The organism is Demequina sp. TMPB413 (genome assembly GCF_020447105.2).
Taxonomy (GTDB): Bacteria; Actinomycetota; Actinomycetes; order Actinomycetales; family Demequinaceae; genus Demequina.
Window position 1 is genome coordinate 2,812,379 of record NZ_CP096184.1, and the last position, 18,184, is coordinate 2,830,562.

Genomic DNA, 18,184 nt, shown 5'->3' on the forward strand with positions numbered 1-18,184 from the left:
GTGTATGCACAGAGCGCCTCCGCCTCAACGAGCGGAGGGCTTCTCTTGTGCCTCGCCGATGATCGTAAGGGACTCCGCGACGACGGCTTGGGCAATAGTTTCGAGCGAGTACCGCGTAGCGGACCATGCGGCGAGCTGGGCCCGATCCGTTGGCACGAGAGGGTCGGCCGCTGCCGCCAGCATGGCTTCGGCGACAGATTCGACGTCGTATCCCATCGCGACACCCGCTCGCGCAATGGGGACGTCCTCAAGCAGTTCGGCGGTGGGCCCTACCCCCGCGAAGATCACGGGGCAACCCGAAGCGAGCGACGAGTAGACCTTCGTTGCCACCGCGTACTCATTGGCGGCGACCGGTGCGAGACTCGCCACCGACGCAGTGGCACCGGCGAGGATGAGCGAGAGGGCCGACGGAGGGATGGGGCCGTTGAACTCCACGTTCTCGTCGAGGCCAAGTCTGCGTGCGCGGGCTCGCAGCGCCTCACGGTCCTCGCCGTTGCCGTAGTACAACAGCCGAGTGCCGGGATGACGCTTGGTCACTTCCTGCAGCGCGTCGACAAAGATCTCGGCGGCATGCCACTCGGAGTACGTACCTGCGTATACGAAGACCGGCGGATCCGGGGGCCCCTGGTCCTCGTAGCGGAAGTCCTTCGTGTCCGCTCCGAAGCCGATGGGCAGGGCCGGCGACGTGATTCCCGCGGCGCGAAGACGGTCAAGCAGCGGTTGGTGAGCCGCGAAGAGCATCTTCGCGCCTTGGAGTCCCCAGGCCTCGAGGCGCTTGAGGGTTCCGATGATCAGCTTTGAGTTGGTTGCCAACTCGGCGGCCTCTGTCCAGTAATCGGCCGCTCTGACCACATACGGCGTGCGTCGGACGAAACCGATGACTCTCACCACGGCCACCGTCGTGGGCGGCGGCTCCACGATGTAGAGGTCGGCCTTGCGTCCGAAAAGGAGTCTGAAGGCGAGTGGAATGTCGAAGCTCATGTAACTGAGGTAGCCGCGCACGTACTGCTGCTTGTCTCGGATCACGCGAGCCCGCCGAACGTGGATCCCAGGAGGGTCGGCGATCACAGCGCCGCGCGGCGGCTGAGCTGTCAACACCGTGACATCAAAACCTCGGTCACGGAACGACTCCGCCCACGTGCGAAGGATCCCGGACGCAGCGGAGACCTCCGGTCCGAAGATCCTGGTGGCAATCACCACCCTCATTGGTCACCGTTCAGCAGACGGGAGACGATGGCGCGTTGAGTGGTCCTATCTGGCTCGCTCGACAGGGCGGCCGCAGAACGGTCAGATGCCGCCTTGAAGCCGGCGACGTCGTCCGCCGTCAGGTCCTTCAGGGCCTCGACCAGGGCGTCGGCTGTGGTGTCCGCCGTGATGATGCCAAGCTCGTACTTGCCGATGTGCGCGTCGATCTCGGGGGCGGGCGAGAACACCAAGCCGAGCCGGGCCTGGACAAAATCGAAGAACTTGTTCGGCAGGTGATAGAGGTGGCTCAGGGTCTTCAGGGGGTAGAGGAAGACCCCGAGGTCGTACTGATTCAGCACCGTGGGCAGGGTCTCTGGTGGCACGGGATCGTGAACGGTGACCCGCGGTGCCGAGGCGGCCATCTTCTTGATCTGGCCGAGGTGGCCGCCGGGCACCTCAAGCAAATAGAGGTCGAGGGAGAAGCGCTCGCCAAGTCGACCGACTGCTTCGATGAGCTCGACGATGTTGCGTTCGGCGTCGGCGGTGCCGCTGTGCACCAGCCGGATCACGTCAGGATCGATGGGAGTTGGCTTCAGATCGCGCAGGTCGGCAGCGTTGCGCACCACCTCTGTCTCGATTCCAAAGCGCTCCGTGTAGAGAGCGGCAAGGCCAGCGCTCACGCTGGTGACAGCCGCGGCGCGAGGCAGGTACTTCTTGCACAAGTGCAGCATGTACGGGCCAACGAGCACGCGCCATACCAGAACGGTCGCGCGTTCTTCAGGAGACCACTCGTGCATGTCGGCAAACACCGGAGCGTCGCCGGCCGCGGCGAAGGCAAGCGGGAGTGCGCGAGCGTCGTTAGCCACCACCAGGTCGTAGGGACCCGATGCGACGGTTTCTCGTCGTACAGCCTTCTCGCCAGGAGCGGTCAACTCCACGGAGTTGTGCAGGTGCAGGGCCAACTTGGCGACGCCCAGCGGGGTCTCGGGTAGGGACGACGCGCCCTCGGGGATCTCGATGTGCCGCGCGACGCCTTCGGGAGCCGGGCCGTACCCGACGGTCGTGACGTCACCGTGCTCGCGCAACACCTCGACCTGGCGAAGCACGCGAGAATCGGCGTGGATCGGCGAGAACGAAACGCACAGGATGCGGGGACGGGCGGGGTTGGTGGCCTTGCTCATGTGATTGCTCCGCTTTCGGGATCTGCAACGCCCAAGCCCGCCAACTGGACTTGGAGCCCGAATTGAGGCACGGACCCGGCGAGCTCGCTAAATGAACCTTTGCCCAGTATCCGACCGCTATCGAGGTAACAAATCTGGTCGTAGTCCTTGATCGTCGAGATTCGGTGCGCCACCGCGATGAGGGTCACTTCACCCTGAAGTTCCTTGATGGCCCTTACTACGTCGTCTTCTGTCTTGGTGTCGAGCGCGCTCGTCGCCTCGTCCAGCACCAGGATGATCGGGTCTGAGTAGAGCGCCCGCGCAATGCCGAGCCGTTGTTGCTGCCCGCCCGACAGTGAAAGGCCGCGCTCGCCGATCCGCTCGTCGATGCCGTGCTCGCGAGAGTCCACGAGCGAGCCCAACTGTGCCTTCTCAAGCACGGCCAGAACCTTGTCCCTGTCGTAGTCATCGTCCCAGGTGAGCGCGACATTCTGGCCGATAGTTCCGTCGAAGAGAGTGACACGCTGCGGCACATACCCGATGCGCGAACGCCACGCGTGAATCACATCGGTGAGCGGCGTGCCATCGATCGCGATGGTTCCTTGGGTGGGCACCCGCAAACCGAGCAGGATGTCGATAAGTGTGGACTTCCCTGACCCGCTCGGGCCGACGATTCCCAGTGACGAGCCGAGAGGCACGGACAAGTCAAGGCCAAGCAACACTGACTCGGTTCCCGTGGGATAGCGGAACTCGATTCCCGTGAGGGTCAGTGTGTCGGGTCCCGCCGGCAGCTCGCTGGCGTCCGTTCCACCAAGAGCGTCCGTCGCATTGGCCTCCGCGCCTTGGAGGTCGTTGACCACGTCGTCCACCCAAGGCAGGCTGGACGTTGCTGTGAGGATGCCTGACTGCACCCCTGTCAAAGCGGGGACCAGCCGCAACCCCGCGACGCCGAACATCGCGACGCCGACGATGGCGGCCGTGAGGCCGCCTCTGAGGTAGTTTGCGCCGCCGATCAGCAGAAAGCCGCCGATGAGTGCGGCCTCGTAGGCGTACCGCGGAATGATCGACAGGAAAGCGAGCGAGGCACGTGCTCTCACCGCGCCTTGGCGGTGGTGTGCTACTACCGACTGGATTTGATCGAGGCGGCCGCGCAGCGTGAGTTCCTTCATGGCCTCGACCATCTCAGTCAGCAGCCGGGCTACCCGGTAGCTGTAGTCCAGGTTGGACCGCGAAGAGCGCAGGGTCCGCCTTCCCACGACCTGGTTGATCATGGCCGCGACGGCGCCAAGGTAGGCCAGCGACACCAACGCTGTGAATGGTGCGGCGGCGACGAAGACGCCCAGCGTGAGCACGATGGTGAGCACATTTCCGGGGATGGTCAATAGCGTGAGGATCAGGCCGGATAGCGCGACGGAAATTCCGGTGTCGGCGATCCTGGTGAACTCCGCGGTGCTGCGCTTGGAGCGCTCTTCCCAACTCGACGCCAGATATGCCCTGAACATTCGGGCACCAATCTCGAACTCGTAGATGGCAAACTGCCTCGTCGCGACCCAGTGCATCGCCACCGCGAGGGCGCTCTTGACGATGATGAGCAGGCACGCCAAGAGCAACACCCAGGGCGTTGCGCTCTCAGGAAGCTCTCCGACGATCGGTATGACCACGGGCGAGTCGGATGCGACGGGCGAGATGATGAGTACGAGCAGCGACATGGCTGCGACGTCAAAAAGCGCGAGCACCGCGGTCGCGACAATATAGATGGTAAGGAAACGCCGCGCGCGCCCTGGCAAGAGCGGCAGGAGGTCGCGGAGCGCGCTCCACAGCTTTTTCATCGTCGTCAGGCTACCATTTGCGCACACGCTGCTCACACGGCGCGAGCACGTCGTTGTGGAATGATTCCAGGCGGAGGTGCCATGCCCGACGTCGCTGCGCTGCTCGACCGAGCCCCGGAAGCTGTGCGCCGCTTTGCCTACCGAGTTGCCGCTGGCCGAGGCCTGCTGGGCAAACTGGCAGACGCGGTCCGCTTTCGTGCTTCGGCCGATCAGTTGCCACTTCTGCCTTCGACGACCGAGGCGCGGATCAGGCTCGTGATTGGGCCAGCGAACTCGGCAGGACAGGGGTATCAGTGGGCGCGCGCGGTGGAGCGGCATGTGCCAGGTGCGACGGCTGTGTCGATACGCGGGACTGGAACTGACGTTTTTCAGCCGGACGTCGACCTGACCGTGCCGGTAGGGGTCTACCAACTCTCCAAGGCGTGGCACGCAGACATGCAGGAGTTCCTCTCGCGACAGACGCACCTGGTCTGGGAGTCCGGCCTACCCTTCCTCGGAAGGCGGTACGAGTCCGACGTCTCGCGCGAGATGGCGTTGCTGGCCGAGAGCGGTGTGCGGGGAGCCCTGCTCTTCCACGGAAGTGACATTCGGCCGCCTACGCGTCACGCCGCTCAGAATCCGTGGTCTCCGTTCAAGCTACATACCGGCGCTGCCCGGACGCTAGAGGACACGGCAATGCGAAATGCAGATCTTGTTGCGCGAGTAAGCGCGCCGGTCTTCGTATCGACGCCGGACCTGCTGCAATGGCTTCCTGAAGCGACCTGGTGTCCGGTAGTGGTCGACTCGGCACGGTGGCGAGCGGCGGCGACGCACGAGCGATCGGACGGCCCCTTGGTAGTCGCCCATGCCCCGTCGCACAAGTGGCTCAAGGGGACCGAACACGTAGAGCCCGTGTTGCGTCGCCTTGCCGGGGAGGGCGTGATCGAGTATCGACAGATAGTCGGCATTCCGCATTCCTCGATGCCCGACTTCTACGCCCGCGCAGATGTCGTGCTCGACCAGTTCGTCCTGGGTATCTACGGCGTGGCCGCATGCGAGGCCATGGCGGCCGGTCGCCTTGTGATGAGCCATGTGGACGATTTCACCCGCACTCAGGTGCGTGAACGCACGGGAGTCGAGCTTCCGGTGCACGAGGTGACGATCGAGTCCCTGGAATCCGAACTGAGGCGCGCGGCCGCGGAGCCGGAGGCGTTTTATGCGCTTCGCAGCGCTGGGCCTGACTTTGTCGACAGGGTGCACGATGGCCGACGCTCCGCCGCTGCGCTCGCGCCGTTCCTCGGACTCAGCGCATAACCGCGATTGAGGCGAGGAAGCGAGGCGTCGCTTCGCGGTGCATGAGTTGCCTGATCGATGCGGGGAAGAGGTTGGATGGCCGACGGTAGTCCGTGAGGACTGCCAAGTCTGCCGACAGAAGGTCGGGGTCAGCGGTGTTGAGGAGGCCCTCGACGATGCGCGCCTCGCGACGACTGAGGATGCCCGTAGCAATGGGTGCGAAGTCGAGAATGCGGCGTGTAGCGATTGCAAGGACCGCGCGGTCCTCCATCGGCGCCCCCGCGCGCAGGCTCGCGCCAAGGATGTCCATCACATGGGTGCGTAGCAACTTGACAGCGAAGGACTCCTTTTGAGCCTGCGTCAAGCTTGCAATGAACTCTTGCGCCAGGACAGCGTCGAGAAAACCCAGGGACTCCGCCGCAGGCTTGGGGCTGGCGGACGTTCGGCCTGCCGGATCGTCTTGGTGAATGAGATACCCAGGCGCGCGACGCGCGAGACTGATGCGCGCATCCGAATACCAGAGAGATGCTCCCTGGATCACGTCCTCGCCTGTCCGGAGCCCCGGAGTCATGCGCACCCCGCCGAAGCGGTCGCGTGAGACGAGTCCCAACTGCACCGTGCGGTAGGCGAGCCGATCCTTGACGCCGTCCAACTTGCGCTTGCGAAAAGGCCGGGTGGGAGGGCTGCGCGTCGTGGCCCCTGGTGAGATGCGTAGAGGTGGGATGACGACATCGGCCTCGTCGTGTCGGGCAACGGCAACCCATGCGTCAATGGCGCCCGGCTCATACTCGTCGTCGGAGCCAAGAAGAGCCGTGAACTCACCCGTCGCGGCATCGAGGCCCGCGTTGAGCGGCCCTGCCGGGCTCATGAGGCCATCCTCCAGGTGGAGTAGCCGCACGCGGGGGTCCGACACCCACGTGCCTAGAGCGGCCGCGATGTCGTTGGGCGACACGTTGTGACACACCACCGTCACTCGGGTGGCGACTGATGCTGTGCTCAGGACAGACGATGTAGCACGCGCGATCGGGCGCCGGTCGGTATGGACTGGGATGACGACGTCGACGACAGGGTCCGTCATGCGAGCGATCGATTCATCAGCGCGTCGACGGCTTTGCCCCACACCGCGACCTGGGACTCGGAAGAGAGTTCGCGTGCTGACGCATCCGCCCGCAACTTCCAACCGCGAACTTCGGCGACTGTCAACGAGTCAAGGACATCCGTGAGTGCCTCGGCGCCGAAGTCGTCGGCGACGGCCCCGCAACCGTGTGCCTTGAGGATCGATTGCATCTCCGCGGAGGGACCGATGATGATCCCGAGCCGCGCCTGCACGTAGTCGAAGAACTTGTTGGGGAGCGCCCAACGGTTGTTGAAGTTGGTAGGCGCGATGACGTGGACGCCCACGTCGTAGGAGTTCAGTTTCGCGATGAGGTCTCGGTACGGGATCGGGTCGTTGAACCGGATGCGGTCGGAAGCGGCGGCGCGCTTGCGCAACATATCCACGTAGTTCGGGTCGTTGCCCATCAGGTAGAAGTCGAGCGAGACCTCGGTCTTCGTCGAGGCGACGGCGTCGATCAGGAGCTCGAGCCGGCGATTGCGGATCGAAGCGCCGCTGTGCACCAGCTTGATGGGTGGGCTGACCGGGCCTGCCGTGAGTTCGGCGTAAGGTGCGGCGTTGGTCACCACGCCAGAGCGCACGCCGTAAACACGCCGATACTCGTCGGCGATGCCGTGCCCGACAGTCGTCATCGAGGCGGCGCGATGGAGGAAGCGGCTACACACCCATCGCATGTAGGGGGCCTCGAAGACCCGCCATACGAGCAGCTCCTCGTTCTGTCGCGGCGCGTACTCGTGCACATCTGCGTGCACGCCCCGCACCGGGGCGAGCCGGAGCGCGAGGCCAAGGGTGTCGATGTCGTTCGCGAGGATCACGTCGAACCGCTCGAGGCCTTCGAGGTCGATCGTCGCTTGGCCGACCGCGGCTTGCCCCCAATACATGCGCTTGTACCGGCGCAGGATGAGATCCCTCCGCTTCCATCGACGGATGCCGTGGGTATCGTCGAGCTGCAGATGGTGCACCCTTGAGTCGGGGCGAGGGCCGTACCCATATGTGGTGACGTCATACCTGTCGGCGAAGTACTTCACTTGTTTCAGCACGCGCGCGTCTGTCGAGATGTTGGAGAACGACAGGATCAGGAGGCGTTGCCGCGTCATCGCCGCTCCCCAAGGAGTTCGTCGGCGACTGCTTCTGCCGCACGTCCATCTCCATACGGCGCGGCAGTGGTGGGCAGCGGCAGCGGCCGCGAGACAGCGCTCGCGATCGCGTCGGAGTCATTCGCGAGAGCATTCCAGCCAAGGTCGACAGTCTCCACCCACTCCGTCTCGGGGCGGATGGTCGTGGCGGGCACTCGCAAGAGGAATGCCTCTTTCTGGAGACCTCCCGAGTCCGTCACTACCCCGGCGCTATACATCACCGCGGCCACCAGGTCGGGATAGGAGAGGGGGTCGTTGATGCGGAGCTCGCCCTGGTCCAAACGGATGTCATGTTGGAGTGCCAGGGATCGTAGTCGTGGGTGCGCAAGCAGCAGGACGGGCCGGTCGAGTTTAGCGAGCGCCGCCACGATGCCGCGTAGCCTCCCTGGGTCATCGGTGTTGTCCGGCCGATGGAGCGTCGCCACGTAGTACCCGCCTGGTTCGAGCCCGTGCGGCATCTGCGGTGGTTCCGCGAGCAGACGATCGCGCACCGTGTAGAGCACGTCGGTCATGACGTCGCCCACGAGCACAGTTCTGTCGGCGAGGCCCTCGCGCGCGAGGTGATGCATCGCCGTCCGGGTGGGAGCGAGGAGGAGGTCCGCCGCATGATCGGTCATGACACGGTTGTGCTCTTCCGGCATTCGCCGATTGAAGGAGCGAAGGCCTGCTTCCAGATGGGCGACGGGTACGTGAATCTTCACGGCGGCCAATGCTGCGGCGAGCGTCGAATTGGTGTCACCGTAGACGAGCACCCAGTCCGGCTCGAGCCGCTCGAACTGCTCCTCTAGGTCACCCAGCATTTGTCCGGTCTGGCGTCCGTGGCTGCCCGAGCCGACGCCGAGGTTCACCGTCGGTGCGGGCATACCAAGATCGCGGAAGAACACGTCGCTCATCAGATCGTCGTAGTGCTGACCGGTGTGAACGACGAGGTGCTCCGCCCGACCCTCAAGTGCCTTGCTGATGGGCGCGAGCTTCACGAACTGCGGCCGAGCGCCGACCACACTCAGAATCTTCATGGAAAGGAGCCTAGGCCGTCCACTCAATCAGCGAAGCGATGCGCCGCTTCTGGCACGACCTTGGCGGGCACGCCGATGAGCACGCTGAAGGGTGCCGCGATGGTTCCTGCCGTGACGACCGCTCCTGCACCGACCACGCAAGAGTCACCGATCTGCGCGCCCATTAAGATGACCGCATTCGCGCCAATATGGACATTGCGACCAATCGTGGTCGCTGCGCGTCGGACGGGTTGAACGCGGCCGCTCACACACCGTTCGACTGTCGAGTGTGTATAGATCTGAGCTCCAGCCGAGATGTCGCAGCCGGCGCCGATTGACAGGCCACCGCTGCCGTCGATGACGGTGAAGGCGCCGATCCACACGTCTTCGCCGATATCCGGATCTCCGATGATCCACGCGTGAGGGTTGAAACGATTGGCGGGCAGGTGGTGGAGGGCCTCGAATTCTTCGGCTAACGACATATTTCGAGTCTCCCACAGTGGCGGTACGCCCGTAGAAACCGGATAGACTGCACCGGTGAGTCTCCGCGATCGTTCAGTATTGGTGACCGGCGGAGCCGGCTTCATCGGTAGTCACCTCGTTGACCGCCTTATCACCGAGTCCCCGCGCAAGATCGTGGTGGTTGACAACTTCTTCCTCGGCAACGAGTCGAACTTGGTAGATGCCCGGTCGGCTTGGCCCGATCTCGAGGTGATGAGGCTTGATGCCTCGGACCTTGCCTCGATGCAGGACGTGGTAGTCGAGCATGCCATTGAGACGGTATTCGACCTGGCGGTCGTTCCGCTCCCGACGTCGCTCAAGTACCCCCACTGGACGATGCTTACCAACATCGGTATCACCGCCACGTTCTGCGAGATTGCCAGGCGCGGCTTGATCGAGCGGCTTGTTCACATGTCGAGTTCTGAGGCGTATGGCTCGGGTCGGTACATGCCGATGGACGAGGCCCACCCTGATGACGCCATCACGCCGTACGCAGCATCGAAGGCGGCGGAGGACCATATCATTCGGTCTTACGTGCAGACCTTCGGCATCGACGCCACGGTGGTGCGACCGTTCAACAACTACGGTCCTCGCCAGAACCCCGGTTCATACGCGGGCATCATTCCCATCGTTGTCCAGCGCGTCGCGCGCGGGCTCCCGATCGAGATCCATGGCGACGGTGAGCAGACTCGTGACTTCACCTTTGTGAGGGACACCGCAGACCTTACGGTGACTATTCACGAGACCGCTGCGGCCCGTGGTCAGGAGATCAACGTCGCGACCGGCGTCGGCACGTCGGTCAACCACCTCGTCGCCAGGATCCTTGAGATGATGGGCGTGCCTGAGCACCCCGTTCACCACACGCCTGAACGCCCGGGCGATGTGCGTCGCCATCAGGCCGACGCAACCAGGCTCGTCGATCTCGTCGGGCGCCAGCCGGCAGTGCTTGGAGATGACGCGCTCGCCGAAACGGTCGAGTGGTACCGGGAACGCATCGCATGACGATGCGCCTCAACGTGCCGCTCCTGGGACGCGAGGAGGCCGATGCCGTCGCCGCAGTGCTGGCGACCGGTTACCTGACTCAGGGTGCGCAGGCGCACGAGTTGGAACGACTCATCAGCGAACTCGTGGGCGCCCGACACGCATTCGCCACTAGCTCCGCCACGACGGGCCTCCATCTGGCCCTTGTCGCGCTTGGAGTTGGCCCAGGTGATGAGGTCATCATTCCTGACTTCAGTTTCCCTGCCACAGCGAATGTGGTGGTGCAGCAAGGCGCGGTGCCGGTATTCGTGGATATCCGGCTCGACGACTTCGGCATGGACCCGGACCTACTTGAGGCCGCAATCACTCCGCGTACCCGCGCGATTATGCCTGTCCACGCGTTTGGGCTCATAGCGGACATGGATCCGCTCCTGCGCATCGCCGAGCGTCACGGCATTCCGGTCATCGAAGACGCGGCATGCGCCCTGGGGGCCGAGTACCACGGTCGCCAAGCGGGATCGTTCGGGACCGCCGGTGTCTTCTCTTTTCATCCGCGCAAGGTAATCACCACCGGCGAGGGTGGCATGGTCATGACGTCGGATGCGGCGTTGGCTGAACGCCTGCAAGTGCTGCGATCTCACGGTTCTGTGCGCGAGTCCCACTACATGAGTTTCGTATCCGCCGGGTTCAACTACCGCCTATCCGACGTGCATGCCGCTATCGGAGTGGTACAGATGAATCGATTGCAGACGATTCTTGAAGGACGCCGGGAACTTGCGGGCGTGTACGACGAGTTGCTGCATGGAGTTGACGGGGCAAGTCCTCCCAAGACTCCCGAAGGGCGCACCCACACGTACCAGTCCTATGTCGTCACGCTCGACGCAGGTCTTGACAGGGATCTGATCATCGACAGCATGCGCGAGCGTGGCGTTGAGACCACGCTCGGGACCTACTCCATGCACTTGCAACCATACTTTCGCGAGACGCTCGGGATCGAGGATGCCGCCATGCCGAACGCGACCAGGGCCCACCGGAGCTGTCTCACCATCCCGCTCTATTCCGGAATGACGCCGGACGATGTCGCGCTGGTTATCGAGTCGCTCGCCGATTCGATCGCGGCACAGGGCGGCAAATGACTACCGCCGCCGTCACGATCATCGACTACGGAGTGGGGAACGTCGCCTCGGTCGCGAACATGCTCAAGAAGGCGGGCTTCGAGTCGCGACTAAGTGGTGACCCGGACGACGTGGCCGTGAGCGACAAACTCATCCTGCCCGGTGTTGGCGCATTCGATAGGGCCGCCGGGATACTTCGCGAGTCAGGGCTCAAGGACGCAGTTCTCGCGGCGGCACAACGCGGGACAGCTGTGCTCGGTGTTTGCCTGGGAATGCAACTCTTGCTTGATGGCAGCGAGGAGGGCGCCGGCACGGAGCAAGGTATTGGCCTCATACCCGGACGTGTGCGTCGCTTCCCGATAGAAGTTGAGCGCGCGGGCCTCAAAGTGCCTCACATGGGCTGGAATGCCGTGACCCGGGTCGGCAGTCAGAGCGTGTTGCCGAGTTTCCGCGACGGCGATCGGTTCTACTTCGTGCACTCGTACTATGCAGACCCGCACGAGGAGGCGCATCGTCTAGCAGTCTGCCGACATGGCATTGAGTTCACCGCGATAGTGGCGCGCGAGAATGTGACGGGTGTCCAATTCCATCCTGAGAAGAGTCACCGCATGGGAATGGCGCTCCTCACCGATTTTGCGAAGCGGCCGTGACCATGGATATCCAATCCCGAGCGGACCTGCAGACTAGAGTGATTCCGGCGCTACTGCTCGACGGCGAGCGGTTCGTCAAGACCTTCCGGTTCGAGGACCCCGTGTACGTCGGCGACCCCGTGAACGTGCTGAGCATCTTCAACGACTTCGAAGTCGACGAGATCGTGATCCTAGACATCGGGGCGGCTTCTCGAAAGACGCCCATCCAGACGCAGTACCTGAGGCGCCTCGCCTCCGAGGCGTTCGTCCCGCTCGCCTATGGCGGGGGGGTAGCCACGGTCGCCGACGCTGAGGAACTAGTGCGTATCGGTTTCGAGAAGGTGGTCGTCAACACCGCAATCGTCGAAGCACCGGATGAGGTGCGTCGTATGGTGGAGGTACTCGGCGCCCAGGCCGTCGTCGGGTCAGTCGACACGCGCTCTGAAGGGACCGGTTACCGGGTATACACCCGCTCGGGGACCGTTGACACGGGACTTGACCTCGACGCGTGGCTGGCGAAGGCCCGCGATGTCGGCGTTGGCGAAGTGCTTGTGACATCGATTGATCGCGAAGGGACGCGCGTCGGACTGGATCTTCACCTCGCAAAACATGTGGTCGACGCTCTTGATGTGCCTGTTATCGCGCACGGCGGAGCTGGCTCGCGTGACCAGCTTGCAGAGGCGATCCATGTAGCGGGCGCTGAGGCAGTAGCAGCCGGAAGCCAGTTTGTAATGCAGGGGCGGAGGGACAGCATCCTCATCAACTTCCCTACGCCGACCGAACTTGCTTCGTTGCTCGGGCGCCAGATGGCAGAGCTTGACGCCGAAGCGAAGACCGCCGATCCGCGGTACACGGTGCCAGGTCGAGATCTCTCGGCGATCAAGATGTGTGAGCGCTGCATCATCACGTCTGATGTGCCGCGATCGGGCCTTGCCGATGCGGACACCTGCTATTACTGCGAGCTTCATGACTCGCTTGACGCACAATACCCCGTTGGACCGGAGAGTCTTCGAGCGCTCACTGCTTTCGCAGAGCGCATCAAGAGGGACGCGAAGGCCAGCGGTTCGAAGTACGACTGCATCCTCGGAGTGAGTGGCGGGACCGATTCGTCGTTCCTCGCGCACAAACTGGTCGAGCTAGGAGTCAGGCCCCTCGCGGTCCACTTTGATAACACCTGGAACTCGCCCATAGCGACGGCGAACATCTACGCCGTGCTCGACAAACTCGGTATCGATCTTGAGACGTACGTTGTAGACAACTCCGAGTATGACGACATCTACCGCTCCTTCATGTTGGCCGGTGTGAAGGACATCGAGGCTCCAACCGACATCGGTTTCATGGGCGTTCTCTATCGGGCGGCCGAGAAGCACAAGATCAAGCACATCGTGGAGGGACACTCTTTCCGAACGGAGGGCATCTCCCCCATGGGATGGCTCTACATGGACGGCGGGTACATCCTCGACGTGCATCGTAAGTTCGGTCGGATTCCAACGCGGACTTTCCCCAACATGCGCATCGGGGATTTCCTGAGGTGGTCGGCATGGAGCGGCATTGAGCGCACGCGCCCCCTCTACTGGCTCGACTACCAGAAGGAAGAGGCCAAGGCCTTTCTCGCGTCGACGTATGGTTGGAAGTGGTATGGCGGGCACCACCTCGAGAACCGGTTCACTGCGTTCTATCACACCTACTTCTTGCCGAAGCGATGGGGTATCAACTTCCGTCAAATCGAACTCTCGGCGCTCGTACGGTCGGGTCAGCTTGACCGCGATGTCGCGCTAGAGAGCTTTCTCGCCCCTCGGCAGGGCGATGCTGACGTCATCGGCCTTGTCAAGAAGCGTCTGGGGTTCGACGACCATGAGTTCGACGCGGTGATGAACCTGCCGCGTCGCGACTACCGCGAGTTCCGGACCTACAAGCGCCGCTTCGAGCAACTGAGGCCACTGTTCTGGCTGCTGTGGAAGATGAATCGCGTGCCCAAGAGCTTCTACGAGAAATTCTGCAAGCGGTGACGTGGGCAGGAGACCTCTTATTGCGCTCGGCGCAAAGGTGTCTCGCCACGTTGGCCTTCCGCTGGTACGGGAACCGAGCCCCAGCAAGGCCAGTCTCGTGGGTGATCGGGCCGACGGAGATTGCCGGGGTGGTTGCCAACTTTGCGCGTGCTGTCCCGGGTTCCTTCTCGGTTTCTCTTGCGCCGCATCGCTTCTATGACTTCTCCTACGACTTTCAATTGGTTGCGCGACGCGGGGACTGGGTGAGAAGCCGACTGCAAGTGCCTTGGGAGTTCGGCAAGCTTGCCGCTGGCTGCGCGGGCTTTGTCTACGTGGGCCCGGACGGCTTCCTCCTCGGCGGCCTGGATGCTCGTCGTTGGGAGTTCGCCTTTCTGAAGCGCCACAACGTCCTCGTAGCGTGCGTCTTCACGGGTAGCGACATTCGGTCACCCGCGCTGATGAGGCAGTTTCAGAAGGAGACTGGGCTAGAGACGATCGCGACGTATCTCGACCAAGTTTCTCCCGTTTTCGCCACGGCGGCGTATGACGAACAGCGCAAGCGGCTGGCCCGGGTCGCTGACGAGTACGCGGACGTCATCTTCAACGCCTCTGTCGATCAACTCTCGTACCTCGCTCGCCCAACGGAGCCGTTTCCGTACTTCTTTCCGGACGAGGACGTCCTCCTCAGTGATGAGAAGCACTCCGACCCTGGGCCGCGGATTGTTGTGCATGCGCCGTCGTCGCCGATTATCAAGGGCACGCAGGTGGTCAGGGCTGCGGTCCAGAGGTTGCAGTCCGAGGGGTATGCATTTGAGTATCGCGAGTTGATAAACGTGCCGCATGATCAGGTCATTGCTGCGTTGCGCGAAGCCCACATCGTGCTCAACGAGTTCTACGCGTTTGTCCCCGGCGTCTTCGGCGTGGAGGCGATGGCGAGCGGGTGCGCTCTTCTCACCCGTGCCGACGAGCGAATCGAGACCGATCTACCCGCAGGGTCGAATCAAGCATGGGTAGTGACAACGGCGGCCGACATCTACACGAACCTGAAGGGCTTGCTGGATCAGCCACAACACATCGAGACAAGAGCGGCAGCCGGCCGCGAATGGGTTCTGGCGAATGCCACCACGAGCACGTCGGGTCGGCGAGTGAGGGCGGCGCTGGGTTGGCGCGAGCCCTAGGTTCGGGTCTCTTGCCGGAAATCGGTTCCCCATGTCGACGCGGTCCAACGCCCGGGGTCGACGGTGTTGAAGAGATCACGCGAGCGCAGGCGCGGAGCATCCCGAACTGAGCAGGGTGCGCGGGTAGACTGACGCAATGACACGCCGAGTTCCCTTGGTCCTGACCGCTGCCTTCGCGGTAGCGCTCGTCGGGCTGGCGGTCTGGTGGACAGGGCGAGGCGGTTCGGATGAGCTCCGTGCTGTTGCCTCGCCGTCCGCTTCCGAGAGCCCGCGCACGACCGAGACTTCGCGCGAGACTGAAGGCGCCGCCCCATCGGAGATCCCGAGCGCGGCACCTACGGTGGTCCCTCCTCTTACGGGTCCAGACGCAGCGAGTTCCACCATTCCGGGCGCTACCGTCGTGATCACGATCGCCACGATCAGTGGAGAGCCAGCGAGCATTCTGGTGGGCGGTTTCGTGAGCGGCATCGCCGAAGACGGTGGACAATGTCGTTTCGTAGTGACAGCTACGGACACGGGTGAGACCGCGAGTGTGGAAGTCCCGGGGAGTTTGAATGTTGACTCCACCACGTGCGGTTCGCATGAGGTCTTCCCGCCTGGGTCCGCTGCCGGGGAGTACACGGTGCGGTTGGAGTACTCGAATGACATCGGCGCGGCGTCGTCGGCCGTCTTCCCTGTGGAGGAGTCATGACTCGTTTCGTGAGAAAAGCGTGGTCCGTTTCCCTGATCGTCGCGCTCGCAGTGACGGTCCCGGTATCGCTCGGCTCTCAAACGGCATCGGGAGCACCTCTTCCAGGCGAATGGAACCCAGGCAACATCATCAGTGATGCCGAGTTCTACGATTCCGCGTCGATGACAGAGGCCGAGATCCAGAGTTTTCTCGAGAGGCTCGTGCCCGTGTGCGAGACGTGGCGATCGACCGGTCCGTCGGATCCCATCATCTGCCTCAAGACCTATCGTGTAAGTACCGAAACAATGGCTCCCGACAGCTTCTGCCCAGGCGGCTATGCGGGCGCGCCCAATGAGCTTGCTTCCACGATCATCTATAAGGCGGCACAGTCATGCGGGATCAACCCTCGCGTGATCCTGGTGACGCTGCAAAAGGAAGTAAGTCTTGTCGACCACACCTGGCCAAGTCTTTGGCGTTACGAACGTGCTATGGGCTACGGCTGTTCAGACACAGCTCCATGCATTGAGGCATACGGAGGCCTTCAGAAGCAGGTCTTTCTCGCGGCCAAGCAGTTTCAGCGGTACCGCGCCAATCCGACTTCCTACAACTACCGGGCCGGGCGCTACAACAACATCTACTTCTTTCCGCCAGATGAGAAGCCTCAGTGCGGATACGCCCCCGTCTTTATTGACAACGTCGCAACTGCGAGTTTGTACAACTACACTCCGTACCAGCCGAATGGCGCCGCGCTGGCCAACCTGTATGGAACCGGCGATGGCTGCTCCTCGTATGGCAATCGCAACTTCTGGCGTATCTACGCCGACTGGTTCGGCACGTCTCAGGCTCCGCCGTCGATCACGACCACGGACGGCGCTAACTACCTCATCGCAATGGACTCGAGTTGGGAACTCTGGGCGTACCCCACAAATGGGGCCGGTGGGTGGAAGTCGCGAGCGAGCCTAGGACCCGGGTGGCAAGGGATCGAGACCATCGTTGGCATCGGGGACTTTGACGACAATGGCCACCGGGACGTGATCGGCGTCGATGATTCTGGGGTTGGTTGGTTCTACGGTGGCGACGGGCGACTCGAGTATCCGGTCCGTACGCGCCTCGCTGCCGATTGGACTGGTGCAAAATCCGTGGTCTACGCAGGTGACTTTGACGGAGATGGCCTTGCGGATGTCTTCACAACTGACGAGAGCGGCGCCTTGTGGCTCTGGCCAGGGCACGGAGACGGAACATTCGAATCCCCTATTCAGGTGGGAACCGACTGGAACGACAGAACTCTGTTAGCGGGACCGGGCGATTTTGACCAGGACGGGTGCGGCGACCTCATTGGACGCCTGGCGTCTGGCGATCTGATGCTCTACCCGGGAACGTGTGACGGAGCCTTCAAGCCTGCGATGCGTATAGGCATTGGTTGGGGCGGTATGACTGGCATCTACTCGCTCGGCGACTTCACGGGCGACGGCATCAGCGACCTCCTCGCCCAGGACGCCGCAGGCTCGTTGTTGCTGTTCCCCGGCGTTGGCGGGGGCGGTGTGCGCGCGGCTGGCATCATCGGCAGTGGTTGGGGCCCCATGAGAGTAGTCGTGGGCGCGGGCGATCTTCCGGGGACGCTGGTGCCCCGGGAGCCCGCCCCGGTTCCGACGCCCGCAACTGAGCCCGGCGCGGGAGACCTTGACGGCGACGGCAACCGGGACATCCTAGGGGTGACGCTCGCGGGTTCGCTTCGCCTGTATCGCGGCGACGGGGCCGGCGGAACGCTCGCCGACGCCCCGATAATCGTCCCTGACTGGGGCACCGGTTCGCTCACGGTGACGCTTGGGGACTTCACTGGCGACGGTCTCCCTGACGTAGGAAGAATCGCCACGAACGGTGTGTTCGAGGTGTTCGCGAGTGATGGATCGGGAGGACTCGCCTCGCCATACGTCCTTGGGCAGAACTGGCGCGGTTTCGATCGGGTCTTCGGAGTGGACTTTGACGGAGACGGCCTGCAAGACGTGATCGCCCGGGAGGCGGATGGCACCCTGTGGCTATACCGCGGTAACGGCACCGGGGACTGGCTGACGGGCGCCGGCATCAAGATCGGTATCGGCTGGGGGTCCTTCACCGAAGTGTTCAGCGCCGGCGACTTTGATGGCGCGGGCGGACCCGACGTCATCGCACGGACCGCTGACGGCTCGCTGTGGCTCTATCCGACGAACGGCACAGGGCTATGGCAGCCACGCCGGCTCATCGGCATCGGTTGGTCTGGCTTCGTGTCGATCTTCAGCCCAGGCGACTACGACGGTTCCGGGGGCAACGATGTTGTCGCTCGCCGGGCGGACGGGCGCCTCTACCTGTATCGAGGTGACGGTTCGGGCTCCTGGATGGGAAGTCGCTTGATTGACTCTGGGTGGAATACCATGGGCTGGATTGGCTGAGGCAA

General features: G+C 63.2%; 15 protein-coding genes. 8 read left to right on the forward strand and 7 right to left on the reverse strand.

Annotated elements, in window-relative coordinates; all coding sequences use genetic code 11:
- Positions 1–24 precede the first annotated feature (24 nt).
- From LGT36_RS13615 to LGT36_RS13625, 3 genes are read right to left on the reverse strand one after another with little or no spacing between them, the layout of a single operon-like run.
- Positions 25–1,206, reverse strand: a complete 1,182-nt coding sequence (locus LGT36_RS13615) for a glycosyltransferase (protein ID WP_226096147.1) — start codon at positions 1,204–1,206, stop codon at positions 25–27.
- Positions 1,203–2,366, reverse strand: coding sequence for a hypothetical protein (locus tag LGT36_RS13620; protein ID WP_226096146.1), 1,164 nt, complete (start codon positions 2,364–2,366; stop codon positions 1,203–1,205). Before LGT36_RS13620 ends, LGT36_RS13615 begins: the two co-directional genes overlap by 4 nt.
- On the reverse strand, positions 2,363–4,174 hold the full coding sequence (locus tag LGT36_RS13625; protein WP_226096144.1) for an ABC transporter ATP-binding protein: 1,812 nt from the start codon (positions 4,172–4,174) through the stop codon (positions 2,363–2,365). The genes LGT36_RS13620 and LGT36_RS13625 overlap by 4 nt, the downstream gene beginning before the upstream one ends.
- Before the next feature lie 81 nt (positions 4,175–4,255).
- On the opposite strand from LGT36_RS13625, the gene LGT36_RS13630 reads away from it, so the two are divergent.
- Positions 4,256–5,467, forward strand: coding sequence for a hypothetical protein (locus LGT36_RS13630; protein ID WP_226264668.1), 1,212 nt, complete (start codon positions 4,256–4,258; stop codon positions 5,465–5,467).
- Here the strand turns inward: LGT36_RS13630 and LGT36_RS13635 are convergent.
- The 4 genes from LGT36_RS13635 to LGT36_RS13650 are packed head-to-tail and all read right to left on the reverse strand — an operon-like array spanning position 5,457 to position 9,173.
- Positions 5,457–6,524 (reverse strand): glycosyltransferase family A protein, encoded by a 1,068-nt coding sequence (locus tag LGT36_RS13635; RefSeq protein ID WP_226095841.1) that lies wholly within the window; start codon positions 6,522–6,524, stop codon positions 5,457–5,459. The two genes, LGT36_RS13630 and LGT36_RS13635, sit on opposite strands and share 11 nt — an antisense overlap.
- Positions 6,521–7,657: a glycosyltransferase family 1 protein gene (locus LGT36_RS13640; protein WP_226095839.1), complete on the reverse strand. Its 1,137-nt coding sequence runs from the start codon at positions 7,655–7,657 to the stop codon at positions 6,521–6,523. Before LGT36_RS13640 ends, LGT36_RS13635 begins: the two co-directional genes overlap by 4 nt.
- On the reverse strand, positions 7,654–8,712 hold the full coding sequence (gene wecB / locus LGT36_RS13645) for a non-hydrolyzing UDP-N-acetylglucosamine 2-epimerase (protein ID WP_226095838.1): 1,059 nt from the start codon (positions 8,710–8,712) through the stop codon (positions 7,654–7,656). The genes LGT36_RS13640 and wecB overlap by 4 nt, the downstream gene beginning before the upstream one ends.
- 23 nt (positions 8,713–8,735) lie before the next feature.
- A complete protein-coding gene (locus LGT36_RS13650; protein WP_226095835.1) occupies positions 8,736–9,173 on the reverse strand; it encodes an acyltransferase in 438 nt (145 codons plus the stop codon).
- 55 nt (positions 9,174–9,228) lie between these two features.
- Between LGT36_RS13650 and LGT36_RS13655 the strand changes: the two genes are divergently transcribed.
- The 7 genes from LGT36_RS13655 (at position 9,229) to LGT36_RS13685 (ending at position 18,179) form a co-directional block, all read left to right on the forward strand.
- Positions 9,229–10,194, forward strand: coding sequence for a dTDP-glucose 4,6-dehydratase (locus LGT36_RS13655; RefSeq protein ID WP_226095833.1), 966 nt, complete (start codon positions 9,229–9,231; stop codon positions 10,192–10,194).
- Positions 10,191–11,309 (forward strand): DegT/DnrJ/EryC1/StrS aminotransferase family protein, encoded by a 1,119-nt coding sequence (locus LGT36_RS13660; protein WP_226095831.1) that lies wholly within the window; start codon positions 10,191–10,193, stop codon positions 11,307–11,309. Before LGT36_RS13655 ends, LGT36_RS13660 begins: the two co-directional genes overlap by 4 nt.
- Positions 11,306–11,938, forward strand: coding sequence for an imidazole glycerol phosphate synthase subunit HisH (gene hisH, locus LGT36_RS13665; protein ID WP_226095830.1), 633 nt, complete (start codon positions 11,306–11,308; stop codon positions 11,936–11,938). The genes LGT36_RS13660 and hisH overlap by 4 nt, the downstream gene beginning before the upstream one ends.
- Positions 11,939–11,940: 2 nt before the next feature.
- Positions 11,941–13,926 (forward strand): HisA/HisF-related TIM barrel protein, encoded by a 1,986-nt coding sequence (locus LGT36_RS13670; protein WP_226095825.1) that lies wholly within the window; start codon positions 11,941–11,943, stop codon positions 13,924–13,926.
- Positions 13,927–14,054: 128 nt separating this feature from the next.
- Positions 14,055–15,083 carry a glycosyltransferase gene (locus tag LGT36_RS13675; RefSeq protein WP_226095824.1) on the forward strand — a complete coding sequence of 343 codons (1,029 nt, stop codon included), beginning with the start codon at positions 14,055–14,057 and terminating at the stop codon, positions 15,081–15,083.
- Positions 15,084–15,219: 136 nt separating this feature from the next.
- A complete protein-coding gene (locus tag LGT36_RS13680) occupies positions 15,220–15,774 on the forward strand; it encodes a hypothetical protein (RefSeq protein WP_226095822.1) in 555 nt (184 codons plus the stop codon).
- Positions 15,771–18,179 carry an FG-GAP-like repeat-containing protein gene (locus LGT36_RS13685; RefSeq protein ID WP_226095821.1) on the forward strand — a complete coding sequence of 803 codons (2,409 nt, stop codon included), beginning with the start codon at positions 15,771–15,773 and terminating at the stop codon, positions 18,177–18,179. Before LGT36_RS13680 ends, LGT36_RS13685 begins: the two co-directional genes overlap by 4 nt.
- The last annotated feature ends 5 nt before the right edge of the window (positions 18,180–18,184 follow it).

Excerpts from the sequence above, each read along its gene's own strand:
- LGT36_RS13615 (WP_226096147.1), bottom strand. The coding sequence starts at position 1,206 with ATGAGGGTGGTGATTGCCACCAGGATCTTCGGACCGGAGGTCTCCGCT.
- LGT36_RS13620 (WP_226096146.1), bottom strand. The coding sequence starts at position 2,366 with ATGAGCAAGGCCACCAACCCCGCCCGTCCCCGCATCCTGTGCGTTTCG.
- LGT36_RS13625 (WP_226096144.1), bottom strand. The coding sequence starts at position 4,174 with ATGAAAAAGCTGTGGAGCGCGCTCCGCGACCTCCTGCCGCTCTTGCCA.
- LGT36_RS13630 (WP_226264668.1), top strand. The coding sequence starts at position 4,256 with ATGCCCGACGTCGCTGCGCTGCTCGACCGAGCCCCGGAAGCTGTGCGC.
- LGT36_RS13635 (WP_226095841.1), bottom strand. The coding sequence starts at position 6,524 with ATGACGGACCCTGTCGTCGACGTCGTCATCCCAGTCCATACCGACCGG.
- LGT36_RS13640 (WP_226095839.1), bottom strand. The coding sequence starts at position 7,657 with ATGACGCGGCAACGCCTCCTGATCCTGTCGTTCTCCAACATCTCGACA.
- wecB (WP_226095838.1), bottom strand. The coding sequence starts at position 8,712 with ATGAAGATTCTGAGTGTGGTCGGCGCTCGGCCGCAGTTCGTGAAGCTC.
- LGT36_RS13650 (WP_226095835.1), bottom strand. The coding sequence starts at position 9,173 with ATGTCGTTAGCCGAAGAATTCGAGGCCCTCCACCACCTGCCCGCCAAT.
- LGT36_RS13660 (WP_226095831.1), top strand. The coding sequence starts at position 10,191 with ATGACGATGCGCCTCAACGTGCCGCTCCTGGGACGCGAGGAGGCCGAT.
- hisH (WP_226095830.1), top strand. The coding sequence starts at position 11,306 with ATGACTACCGCCGCCGTCACGATCATCGACTACGGAGTGGGGAACGTC.
- LGT36_RS13670 (WP_226095825.1), top strand. The coding sequence starts at position 11,941 with ATGGATATCCAATCCCGAGCGGACCTGCAGACTAGAGTGATTCCGGCG.
- LGT36_RS13680 (WP_226095822.1), top strand. The coding sequence starts at position 15,220 with ATGACACGCCGAGTTCCCTTGGTCCTGACCGCTGCCTTCGCGGTAGCG.
- LGT36_RS13685 (WP_226095821.1), top strand. The coding sequence starts at position 15,771 with ATGACTCGTTTCGTGAGAAAAGCGTGGTCCGTTTCCCTGATCGTCGCG.